This window comes from Marinilabiliales bacterium, assembly GCA_007695015.1.
In the GTDB taxonomy this organism is placed as follows: Bacteria; Bacteroidota; Bacteroidia; order Bacteroidales; family PUMT01; genus PXAP01.
Genome location: REEN01000100.1, coordinates 1 through 11502, shown reverse-complemented (window position 1 = coordinate 11502; position 11502 = coordinate 1). Strand labels below are relative to the sequence as shown.

Below are 11502 nucleotides of genomic sequence, written 5' to 3'. Positions count from 1 at the left end.
ATCCGGCAGAGGGCCAAATCCTTCAAAGGGCCCAATCAGGCAGGGTGGCCAATCCAGCTTCCCCGCCTGAACCCTACTGATCGAACAGCCACTCGAAACCGTCCTTTTTGTCCTTTACGGTTATGCCGAAGGAGTTGAGTTCGTCGCGTATGCGGTCGGAGAGTTCGAAGTCCTTCTTCTTCTTGACCTCCATGCGGATATTAAGCAGCAGATCCACCAGCCTGGCTGCCAGTTCGCCCATCTCCTTCTTCTCCTCAACCAGTCCGAGCACATCGAACACGAACATCCTGAAAAGATCGCGCAGCTTCTCCAGCTCGCCGGCTGCAAGAGAACCGCCACCGGTGTAAGCCGAATTGATGAACCGGGCGGCATCGAAGAGGTGGGCCGTCAGTACCGGACTCCCAAGGTCGTCATTCATGGCAGCAAATGCGTTCTGCTCAAAGGCGTCAACATCAAAATCACCCCCCTCGCCCGGCTTAAGCCTGTCGAGCACGCTCACCGCCGCCATCAACCGTGCAAGTCCACGTTCCGCCGCCGACAACGCATCATTTGAAAAGTCGAGGGTGCTGCCGTAGTGCGCCTGCAGCATGAAAAACCTGATGGTCATCGGACTGTAGGCCTTCTCCAGCAGTTCATGGCTGCCGGTGAACAGCTCTTCGAGCGTTATGAAGTTGCCGAGTGACTTCCCCATCTTCTGGCCGTTGATGGTCACCATGTTGTTGTGCATCCAGTACTGTACTGCATCACTACCCGTGGCGGCGACGGACTGGGCTATCTCGCACTCGTGGTGGGGGAACAGCAGGTCCATGCCTCCTCCGTGAATGTCAAACCGGTCGCCAAGATATTTTTTGCTCATGGCCGAGCACTCAAGGTGCCAACCGGGAAAACCTTCGCCCCATTCTGAGGGCCAGCGCATGATATGGGTGGGGCCGGCCTTCTTCCAAAGGGCGAAATCGGCGCTGTTGCGCTTTTCATCCTGTGTGCCGAGCTGACGCGCGTTACTGATAAGGTCGTCAAGCACTCTTCCAGACAGTTTGCCGTAGTGGTGCTCCTCATTATATTTCAGCACGTCGAAATACAATGAGCCGTTAACCTCATAGGCATACCCTTTCCTGAGTATTGTCCCGGCCATCACCTGCTGCTCTATGATATGTCCGCTCGCCCTGGGCTCAATAGAGGGCGGCAGCACATTAAGCATGTTCATTGACTCGTGGTAACGATTGGTGTAGTGCTGCACCACCTCCATGGGCTCCAGCTGCTCGAGCCGCGCCTTTTTCAGGATCTTGTCCTCCCCCTCGTCGGCATCGCTCTCGAGGTGTCCCACATCGGTAATGTTGCGTACATACCTTACCTTGTATCCGAGAAGCTTCAGGTAGCGGAAGAGCAGGTCGAAGGTCACCGCCGGGCGTGCATGGCCCAGGTGCGGATCGCCGTAAACGGTGGGGCCGCAGACATAGAGTCCGACATGCGGCGGACTGAGTGCCTCGAAAAGCTCCTTTTTCCTTGTGAGGGTGTTATGAATATAGAGTTGGTTTTCCTGGTACCTGCTCATCGTGATATTTTTGTTGCAGCAAAATTAACAGTTTCGGGGCACATTGCAGAGCGAATGCCGGGATTATTAAACCCGGCGCCAAAACAATGCAGCGTGCATCCCCGCATTATCCGGAACGGGCCCCGGCACATTGCAGGGCCGGGCAACGGAATTATTCGCGGGTGTATTGTGATCCGGGCTCTTCATAAGCTGCCGGATGCCATTATTTAAAAACCTTGCTCTCCTCAAGCTTTTTCTTTGCCTCCTTATACCCTATCTCGAACATCTTCTTCCCCTTGTCTATATCAAGAAGTCCGTATTTCTTCAGCTCCTCAGGCTCAATGAACAGGTCGCACTCCTCTGCCACCTCTTTGATCCTCGCACCGGTACTTAGGTGGAAAGAGCGCTCGGCTATTTTTATCATACTGTCGATCTCCTTTTCGGGTCCCGTATAATTTACATGAACGCCTATGAGCTTTTTGCACTTTTTCCTGATTGGTGTCACCGGCAGGTTATCGAGTATTCCACCGTCAGCATAGAGCGACCCGTCCATGGTAACAGGGGTGAACAGCACCGGTATGCTTGACGAGGCAACAATCCTCTCAATAAGGTCGCCTTCGCTGAAATATTCAACCTCGCCCGAATTCATGTTGGTGCATGCCACATAGAGGGGTATCTCCAGGTCTTCAAATTTTTTCGCCTTAATATGTTTTTTAAGAACATCTCTTAACCCCGATATCTTCAGCAACCCAAGCTTCCCGAACGTCATGCCCAGAAACTGGTAGATTTTCTTCTCAAGAAAAATGTCGAGCATCTTCTCCGGATCGTGTCCGTCGGCCAGGAAGGCACCTGCAATGGAGCCGGCACTGGTGCCTGATATAACATCGGGTTTTATCCCTTTTTCATAAAGGGCCTTAACAACCCCCAGATGTGCAAGTCCCCTAGCCGCCCCGCCACTGAGTGCCAGGCCGGTTTTGTATTTCTTTGCCATAACAGTATTATTTGGGTTTATAACTGGTTTCTGCGAAAATCATTCGTCAAGCAGCTTTTTTGTATGCCGGTACCCTATTTCGAACATCTCTCGTCCTTTTGACATGTCCATCAGTCTGAAATCCTGAAGCTCTTCAGGCTCAATAAACATATCACAGTCATTTGCTGTTTCGGCTATCCTGGCGCCGATACTCAGGTGGTACGACCGTTCTACTATTGACATTGCGCCTTCGATCTTGTCCTGCGGACCGGTATAATTGACATGAACGCCGATTATCATGTTGCATTTTTCTTTTAACGGCCTCACCGGAAGGTTGTCGAGTATACCCCCGTCTGAATAGAGCTGTCCATTTATCTCGACCGGGGCAAAAATGCCGGGTATACTGGCTGAAGCCAGCACTTTGTCAATCAGGTCACCTTTGCTGAAATAAACGATCTGTCCGGAATTGAGGTTTGTGCAGGCTGCAATGAACGGGATCTTTAACTCCTCAAAAGTCCTTGCCTTCAGGTGTTTTTCCAGGTCTGATCTAAGTCCGCTCATTCTCAGGAGGCCAATTCTGCCAAAATTGATCTTCAGGTATGACACCAGCCTCTTCTTCAGGAAGATCTCAAGTAATTCGTCAGGTTCGCGTCCGTCGGCAAGCAGGGCTCCGGCTATCGCTCCTATACTTGTGCCCGCGATACAGTCGGGACGGATATCTTTCTCGTAAAGTGCCTTGACGGCTCCAAGGTGGGCAAAGCCGCGCGCCGCGCCACCACTGAGTGCCAGTCCCGTTTTACATGGTTTTCCCTTTTTTATAAATTTCAGAAATTTTAATGTTAACATTTAATATGTTATCTTTGATGAAATTTTTCAGGCAAGGTTCCACCCTCCGCATGCAGTTTGCCCTGCGTCGCCTCATTACCAAAATTACTAATCTATTTTCGTTTCCCACATCATTTTTGTTTACTTTTATTTATTATTTACCATAACAGGGGGATTGACCCCGCAATACAACTATGCCAAAAAAGAAGAAAATCAACAAGAACAAGACAAGATATAACAAGGAGAGCCTCAAAAGGGCCGTGCTGGGCGTCTTTGGCGACCACCCCAATAAGACATACAACCACAAGCAGGTTGCAAGGCAACTGCTCATCCGCGAAAGCGATCTGAAAAAACTCATCGTCACCGTACTTGAAGAGCTCAGCCAGCAGGAGGACCTCGAGGAGGTGAGCAGGGGTAAGTACAGGCTCGTCTCAAAGGAGGGGTACGTTACCGGGACCGTCGAAATGCGCCCCACCGGGTCTGCACAGATCGTAACGGAGGAGTTCCCCGAGGAGATATTCGTGAACGAGGGCAACCTGAACCACGCACTTAACGGCGACATCGTGAAGGTGTACTGCTTTGCAAGGCGCCGTGGCAGAAAGCTGGAAGGCGAGGTTGTTGAGATCCTGAAAAGGTCGCGCGAGACTTTCGTCGGAAGGGTAGAAGTGTCGAGTAATTTTGCCTTCCTGGTGGCCGACAGGAGGGTGCTGCCGTACGACCTGTTCATCCCGCTCAAAAGCCTCAAAGGTGCGCAAAGCGGCGACAAGGCCATCGCACGAATTATCGAATGGCCCGCCAACGTGAAGAATCCCGTGGGCGAGATCATCGAGGTGCTGGGCGCCGGGGGTGAGAATGAGACCGAGATGCATGCCATCCTGGCGGAATTCGGCCTTCCTATTGAGTTTCCGCCGGAGGTTGAGGAGGCTGCTGCCGCCATTCCCGACAAGATAAGCAGCGAAGAGATAAAAAAGAGAAAAGACTTCAGAAAGGTGACAACCTTTACCATCGACCCTGCCGATGCGAAGGACTTCGACGATGCTTTGTCACTCAGGAAACTCGATAACGGCAACTTCGAGGTGGGAGTGCACATTGCCGATGTGACACACTATGTCAGGCCCGGCAGTGTGCTGGAGCATGAGGCTTACGAAAGGGCCACCTCTGTTTACCTGGTAGACCGGGTGGTGCCAATGCTTCCCGAGAAGCTCTCAAACATGGTATGCTCGCTCAGGCCCGATGAGGATAAGCTTTGCTATTCGGCGGTGTTCGAGATCGACGCTAATGCCTCGGTGGTGAACGAGTGGTTCGGGCGGACCGTCATCAGGTCTGACCGGAGGTTCAGCTACGAGGAGGCCCAGGAGGTTATTGACACAGGCAAGGGTGACCTCGCAGAGGAGATACTCACCCTCAACAATATTGCTGTCAAGCTGCGTGCCGAAAGATTTAAAACCGGCGCCATCGCCTTTGAAAAAACTGAGGTTAAGTTCAACCTCGATGAGAAGGGGAAACCCCTGGGCGTCTTCTTCAAGGAGATGGCTGCCGCAAACCACCTGATAGAGGAGTTCATGCTGCTGGCCAACAAGCGGGTGGCCGAGTTTGCCGGAGGCCTGGAGCCGGCCGGCGAACAGCATGAAGACAAACAGACGGCGGGAAAAACGAAAAAGAAGAAGGGCCGCACTTTCGTATACCGGATACACGATAAGCCCCAGTCGGAAAAGCTGGCGACATTTTCCAAATTTGTCAGGAAGTTCGGCTACAGCATTAAGACAGGCAGCAACAGGGCCATCTCATCATCGCTCAACAACATGCTTGAGAAGGTACGGGGGAAAAAAGAGCAGAACCTTATCGAAACCCTTGCAATCAGGTCTATGGCAAAGGCGGTATACTCAACGAAGAATATTGGGCATTACGGACTCTCCTTTGGTCATTACAGCCATTTCACCTCTCCTATAAGGCGTTATCCCGACATGATGGTGCACCGCCTGCTGACCCACTACCTCAGCAACGGCGAGTCGAAAAGCGCCAAGAAGTACGAACCGATGTGCGAGCACTCATCGAAGATGGAACAACTGGCGGTGGAGGCAGAAAGGGCGTCGATCAAGTATAAGCAGGTTGAGTTTATGAGTGACAAGGTAGGACAGGTGTTCGAAGGGGTCATCTCAGGTGTCACCGAATGGGGGCTCTATGTTGAGCTGGTCGAAAATAAATGTGAGGGACTTGTGCATATCCGCAACCTGGACGACGACTTCTACGAGTTTGACGAAGATAACTACTGCCTTACGGGAAAGAGGAATAACAAGCGATTCCAGCTTGGCGACACCATTATGGTAGCCATATCACGTGCCAATCTTGAAAAGAGACAGCTCGACTTCATGCCTGCGCAGGTCGAAAACGGTCGAAATATTTGACTCATATCTTTTTTGGTATTATTTTTAGCGACCATATTGCCGGTATAGTAGTTGATAGGATCAGAACTTGTTTTTACGGCAATCAGCATTTGCAGAAATCATATTGCCGGTATAGTTTGCTGATATGGCCAAAACAGGATTTGACTGCAATCAGCATTTGCAGAAATCAGATTGCCGGTTAAGTTTGCTGACATGACCAATAAAAAAGACCTGAAAAGAGAAAATATCATCACTGCTGCAGGCAGGGTGTTTGGCAAGCATGGCTTCAGGGAGGCAAGGATGGAAAACATTGCAGAGGAGGCCGACATGGGAAAAAGTTCTCTTTACTACTATTTCATCAGCAAAGAGGAGCTCTTTGAAGCAGTGGTGGAGCGCGAGGCCGAAAACCTGAAAAACGAGATAATCCTGGCAACCAAAGACATTATTGATCCGTACAAACGGATGAAGAAATATGTCATCGCCCGCATGAATGCCTTCAACGAATCGATCAACCTATATACCGCCGTAAAGACCAACTACCTCGACCACCTCCCCTTTATCGAAAAGGTGAGGTCCAAGTATGACAAGGAGGAGATGAAGATGGTAGAGAGCATCCTGAAAGACGGAGTGAGGAACAACCGTTTCAAGCTGGTCAACACCGAGCTGGCAACAGTTGCCATCGTTACCGCCATCAAGGGCCTTGAATATAATATTGTAATTCGCGAAGGCCCCTATAAGCTCGAACAGCAGGTCGAGCAGCTGCTGATGTTCCTCTTCTACGGCATCGTTAAGAGACACTGACAACAACCGCCGGCATGGGAAATGCCCCGGCACTGCGATACCATTACACCCCGTCCCGGCCCGGGCAATTCTTCGGGCACAAAGCTGTCAGCCTCTTCCCAATCGCGTCAGTTGCCGGGATACCCTACCGTCTGCCCCAGTATAACGTGCTGTGAGGGCCCCAGGTTCATCAGCTCCTTCAGCAGGTCCCTGTCAAGAAGTCCCCGAACCACCGTTGCCAGCCCCTCCGATGCACAATAGAGATATACGTTCTGCGAAATGAATCCTACATCGGTGGCCGAGTGGAATTCCTTGTTTTCAGGGCTGGCGCCTGACATCCGGTCATGATCGGACACGAAGATCAGGTTTACAGGTGCGGTGGCAACAAAATCCTGGCTGCCTGCATACTGCCTGAGGTCCTCATCGCCCTTCTTAACCAGCACATGCTCCCGCGGTTCATAGAGGTACCATCCGCCGGCCATTATCAGGTAGATGTCAAACTGCTGCCAGTTACGGGCCGATGGCGCGGTACGGCGTCCGTCATCCCTGTTCATGCCGAATGCGGCCCATAGCACGTTGGAAAGGTCCCTGCCGCTCAGCTCACGGCTGCTGAAGCTCCGCATGCTCTGGCGCTTGTCAAGCGCCTCGAAAAGCGGCATCCCGCCGGTGCGTTCCGGCTCATCAAGCTTTATGGTCTCCTGTGACTGCAGAGGTGTGGCAATACCAGCAACTAGCAAGGCAATCAGTACAATGGTGATCTTTTGCATAATTAACGTTTTTTTGATTTGACTTTACAGCGAAAAGATACAACTTTTGCCCGGTTTTTTTGTTTAGTTATGGCAAGCAAAAAGTTAAACTTAAACCGGAGTAGTAAACGGGCTCACTGAGAGACCGCTGCTCCGGGTAACAACAGAAAAAATTATGCGCACCATAGCCTTTATTATCTTTTACAGCATCGTACTGTCAGTATACCTGCTCGTTAATTACTACATCTTCATCCGCGGCTGGCAGGCCCTTCCTGCCGCCTCAAGGGTCCGCAATATCTACCTTGCACTCTTCCTGTTCCTGTCGCTCGCCTATGTGGCCGGCCGGATCCTCGAAAACTACTGGCTTTCACCACCCACCAACTTCCTTTTATGGACAGGCTCCTTCTGGCTGGGCGCGATGGTCTATTTCGTGCTGATCCTTGCAGCCATCGACCTCATCAGGCTTGTCAACCTTGCCGTCCCGGTGATACCCTCAGGCTGGCTGGCCAACGCGGCCGGGACCAAACTGGTGCTTTTTTACGGGGTAACCGCCACCGTTTTTGTTATAATCATGGCAGCACATGTCAACACCTGGTTCATAAAAGTCAACGAAATAGATATTACCCTTTCGGGGAAGAGGACGGCCCTTGCCTATCATGCAGCACCGGCAGAAATTGAAGCAACTGCAGGAAGCGGAATCCCGGGGGAGACAGGTGAAGCAGTCGCAGAAGGTGGCGACCCCGCTCCCGGAGATAACCATGGCCGGATGGAAAATGTTACCATCGCTCTGATATCTGACATCCACCTCGGAAGCCTGACACCAAAAAACCGGATTAAACGGATGGTTGACAGGGTCAATTCGCTCAACCCCGACATTATCCTGCTGGCAGGTGATATTCTCGACGAAGATGTGGGGCCGGTCATCCACCGCGACCTGGGCAGGGCAATTGAGAACCTTTCGGCGCCCCTGGGCGTTTACGGCATCACAGGCAACCACGAGTACATCGGCGGAGTGGCCGAAGCGGCAAAGTACCTTACAAGCCACGGCATAAATCTTATCCGCGACAGCGTTATAAAGATCAACAACAGTTTCTACCTTGCAGGACGTGAGGATATTACCATCAACAGGTTCTCGGGTCGCAACAGGAAAAGTGTTGAAGAGCTGCTTGACGGCGTGAATGATAACCTGCCGGTAATACTGATGGACCACCAGCCGTTCAACCTTGAGAAGGCTGCCGCTGCGGGAGCCGACCTGTTCCTGGCCGGCCATACCCATCACGGCCAGCTCTGGCCTTTTAACCTGATAACCAATGCAATATATACCATCAGCAGGGGGAAGGGTGAAGTTGACGGCATGAAGGTCTATGTTTCAAACGGTATAGGTACCTGGGGCCCGCCGATGCGCCTGGGCAGCAGGCCCGAGATAGTGCTTATAAGAGCCTCTCTTAATAATTTATGATTTTTATTATCTTACAGCCTCAAATATTCTGGTGTACTAACACCTGATACAAGAGGAAAATGATCATAATCCCGGGAAGGCGGGGTTAACGGCTGCGGCATGAACTTAACCAAACCATAAAACCTCATGACCATGGATAATTCAAGAAGATCTTTCATCAAAAAATCGGCGCTCGGTGTTGCAGGAGTTACAATAGGCGGGATGGGGATGAGCGCGGCAAGCTACAACAGGATAAAAGGCGCCAATGACAGGCTCAACATTGCCATTGTAGGCCTGGGAAGAAGGCTGGGTGCATTCATCGAGCCTGTTGCAACCAAAGAAAACAATGTGCAGCTGCTTTACCTGTGCGATGTGATGAAAAGGCAGCGGGATAATGCAGCACGAAGGTTTTCAGATGCCATAGACTACACTCCTGCTCTTGAAATTGACGTCCGCAGGATTTATGATGACGCCAGGGTCGATGCAATTATCGATGCCACCCCCGATCACTGGCATGCACCGGGAACATGTTATGCAGTGCAGGCTGGCAAGCATGTGTTTGTTGAAAAGCCCTGCAGCCACAATCCCCGCGAAGGCGAGCTGCTGATTGAGCTACAGGACAAGTATGACAAGGTGATCCAGATGGGTAACCAGCAACGGTCCTCTCATGAATCGATCGAGATAGTGAGAGATATACATAACGGTGCCATAGGTGTACCATATAAAGCGATCGCATTCTACAGCAATGCCAGGGGAGAGGTGCCTCTGCCCGTGAGGGCTCCCGTACCTGAGGGACTGGACTGGGATCTTTTCCAGGGGCCGGCACCGAGGCAGGAATACATGCATGATACATGGGACTACAACTGGCACTGGTACGGGTGGACATGGGGCACGGCAGAGACAGGCAACAATGCGGTTCACGAGCTCGATATTGCCCGCTGGGCGCTGCAGGTGGACTTCCCCGAAAGGGTCGAAGTGGCAGCAGGCAAGTTTCACTATCCCGATGACGGCTGGACCATGTACGACACCATGGATGCAACCTGGTGGTTCCCGGGGAACAAGATCATCAAGTGGGACGGCAAGAGCCGTAACGGATTGAATACCTACGGGTCCGACAGGGGAACCATAATTTATGGTTCCGACGGTTCTGTGTTTGTCAACCGTGGCGGATACAAACTTTTTGACCGCAATGGAAACCTGGTAAGGGAAAGGCGTACCGGCGACGATGAGGGAGGAACGGCTCTTGGAGGTGGAGGAGACATGTCAACAATGCACGTGGTGAACTTTTTCAACTCGATCAGGGGCACTGACACGCCGAAGTCGCCCATCGATGAGGGAGTTAAAAGCACCCTGCTCGGACACCTGGCAAATATTGCGACCCGCATAGGGCACGGTTTCGATGTTAACTGTAACAACGGGCAGGCACTCGACCGTGATGCACTCAGCCTCTGGAGCCGCGAGTACGAGCCGGGCTGGGAACCAAAAATATAACTATATTCGGGCAATTTGACCCATAATTTTATGCGATCATGCGGATAATAATCCTTACCGCCGCTATCGCGGCAATGGTTATGACAACAGTGAACGGAAAAACCAACAGCGGAGGAGAGCAGGCACAGGACGGGGCCTGCACCCTCCCTGACAGGTTCATTATTCCTGATCTTTCTCCTGAGCTGGATCCGGAAGTGTTCAGCGCAAGGCGAAAAAGGCTGGCTGAAAAGATGAAAGGTGAAATCGCCATAATTTCGGCTGCCGCCGGAAACGATTTCATCTACCTTACCGGCTATACCGGAGAGAGACAGGCAGTTGCCGTGATCGACCCCTCGTCGGAAGCCCCCTATACACTTTTCGTGCTGCCCAGGGAGCCCATGTCAACCCTGTGGGACGGTCCCCGCCCCGGCATTGAAGACGCCACAGAAAAGTACGGAGCAGATGCCGCATACCCGGTGGCAAAATTCGCTGAGATAATGGCCGGCATGATCGAAGGGAAAAGACCGGTCTCACTTCATGAAGATGACCGTTCGCTGCGCGAAAGGCTAAACGGCATTGCGGGAAAGGATGTATCCGCCGCAGGGCTCCTGCACACTGACCTCACCCCCATAATACACGAGATGAGGGTGGTAAAGGATGAGTGGGAGATCGCACAGCTTAAGAGGGCTGTTGCGGTGACGGGACTTGCACACAGGAGAGTCATGGAAACGGTTGCCCCCGGTCAGAAGGAGTATGATGCACAGGCAGAGATCGAATACGTTTTTATGAAGAACGGACTGAACACAGGCTTCAGCTCAATCGTGGGTTCAGGACCTAACGCTGCAATCCTGCATTACCCGTTCAATGACCGCACCATGGAGTACGGCGACCTGCTGCTCATCGACATCGGTGCTTCCTGCAGGGGCTATGTGGCCGATGTAACACGCACGATCCCTGTTAACGGAAGGTTCAGCGAAAAGCAGAGGGACCTCTACGAACTGGTGTTGCAGGCACAGCAGGAGGCAATAAATAAGATGAAGCCTGGCTACAGGATACTGGACTGCCACCACAGGGCAACCGAAATAATTGTTCGCGGACTCTGGGAGCGGGGACTAATTACAGATACCACCTCGTGGTGGCAGAAGCGGTTCTATATCCAGTACCGGAACAATCACTATATCGGACTTCACGTGCATGATGCCGGCAGCTACGGCAATCTTGACGCACCTGACCGCGACTCCTATATCCTTAACCCTGAGATAAGGGGAAGGGAGATACTGCCCGGGATGGTGATGACAATTGAACCCGGACTCTACCTTTTGGAAGACAGGCTGGACCACCTGCACGGACTTTTCGGG

General features: G+C 52.0%; 9 protein-coding genes. 5 read left to right on the top strand and 4 right to left on the bottom strand.

The window, feature by feature from the left end; translation table 11 throughout:
* Positions 1-73 precede the first annotated feature (73 nt).
* From EA408_12895 to EA408_12885, 3 genes are all read right to left on the bottom strand, one after another.
* Positions 74-1552, bottom strand: a complete 1479-nt coding sequence (locus EA408_12895; GenBank protein TVR69212.1) for a cysteine--tRNA ligase — start codon at positions 1550-1552, stop codon at positions 74-76.
* 202 nt (positions 1553-1754) lie between these two features.
* Positions 1755-2522 carry a hypothetical protein gene (locus EA408_12890; protein TVR69211.1) on the bottom strand — a complete coding sequence of 256 codons (768 nt, stop codon included), beginning with the start codon at positions 2520-2522 and terminating at the stop codon, positions 1755-1757.
* A 39-nt stretch (positions 2523-2561) separates the two neighbouring features.
* Complete coding sequence (locus EA408_12885; protein TVR69210.1) at positions 2562-3347, bottom strand: patatin; 786 nt, start codon at positions 3345-3347, stop codon at positions 2562-2564.
* Positions 3348-3520: 173 nt separating this feature from the next.
* Between EA408_12885 and rnr the strand changes: the two genes are divergently transcribed.
* Both rnr and EA408_12875 read left to right on the top strand, forming a co-directional pair.
* On the top strand, positions 3521-5731 hold the full coding sequence (rnr, locus tag EA408_12880; GenBank protein TVR69209.1) for a ribonuclease R: 2211 nt from the start codon (positions 3521-3523) through the stop codon (positions 5729-5731).
* Between the two features lie 192 nt (positions 5732-5923).
* Complete coding sequence (locus EA408_12875; protein TVR69208.1) at positions 5924-6511, top strand: TetR/AcrR family transcriptional regulator; 588 nt, start codon at positions 5924-5926, stop codon at positions 6509-6511.
* A gap of 107 nt (positions 6512-6618) precedes the next feature.
* Here the strand turns inward: EA408_12875 and EA408_12870 are convergent, their stop codons facing one another.
* Positions 6619-7257, bottom strand: coding sequence for a SagB/ThcOx family dehydrogenase (locus EA408_12870; protein TVR69207.1), 639 nt, complete (start codon positions 7255-7257; stop codon positions 6619-6621).
* A 154-nt stretch (positions 7258-7411) separates the two neighbouring features.
* On the opposite strand from EA408_12870, the gene EA408_12865 reads away from it, so the two are divergent.
* The 3 genes from EA408_12865 to EA408_12855 form a co-directional block, all read left to right on the top strand.
* Positions 7412-8695 carry a metallophosphoesterase gene (locus EA408_12865; protein TVR69206.1) on the top strand — a complete coding sequence of 428 codons (1284 nt, stop codon included), beginning with the start codon at positions 7412-7414 and terminating at the stop codon, positions 8693-8695.
* A 132-nt stretch (positions 8696-8827) separates the two neighbouring features.
* Entirely contained in the window at positions 8828-10165 is a 1338-nt protein-coding gene (locus EA408_12860; protein TVR69213.1) for a gfo/Idh/MocA family oxidoreductase, read from the top strand.
* Between the two features lie 38 nt (positions 10166-10203).
* On the top strand, positions 10204-11502 hold a 1299-nt coding region (locus tag EA408_12855), incomplete at its 3' end, for a M24 family metallopeptidase (GenBank protein TVR69205.1).

Bases quoted from the DNA above. Each gene is read 5' to 3' on its own strand.
- EA408_12895 (TVR69212.1), bottom strand. From the start codon at position 1,552: ATGAGCAGGTACCAGGAAAACCAACTCTATATTCATAACACCCTCACA.
- EA408_12890 (TVR69211.1), bottom strand. From the start codon at position 2,522: ATGGCAAAGAAATACAAAACCGGCCTGGCACTCAGTGGCGGGGCGGCT.
- EA408_12885 (TVR69210.1), bottom strand. From the start codon at position 3,347: ATGTTAACATTAAAATTTCTGAAATTTATAAAAAAGGGAAAACCATGT.
- rnr (TVR69209.1), top strand. From the start codon at position 3,521: ATGCCAAAAAAGAAGAAAATCAACAAGAACAAGACAAGATATAACAAG.
- EA408_12875 (TVR69208.1), top strand. From the start codon at position 5,924: ATGACCAATAAAAAAGACCTGAAAAGAGAAAATATCATCACTGCTGCA.
- EA408_12870 (TVR69207.1), bottom strand. From the start codon at position 7,257: ATGCAAAAGATCACCATTGTACTGATTGCCTTGCTAGTTGCTGGTATT.
- EA408_12865 (TVR69206.1), top strand. From the start codon at position 7,412: ATGCGCACCATAGCCTTTATTATCTTTTACAGCATCGTACTGTCAGTA.
- EA408_12860 (TVR69213.1), top strand. From the start codon at position 8,828: ATGGATAATTCAAGAAGATCTTTCATCAAAAAATCGGCGCTCGGTGTT.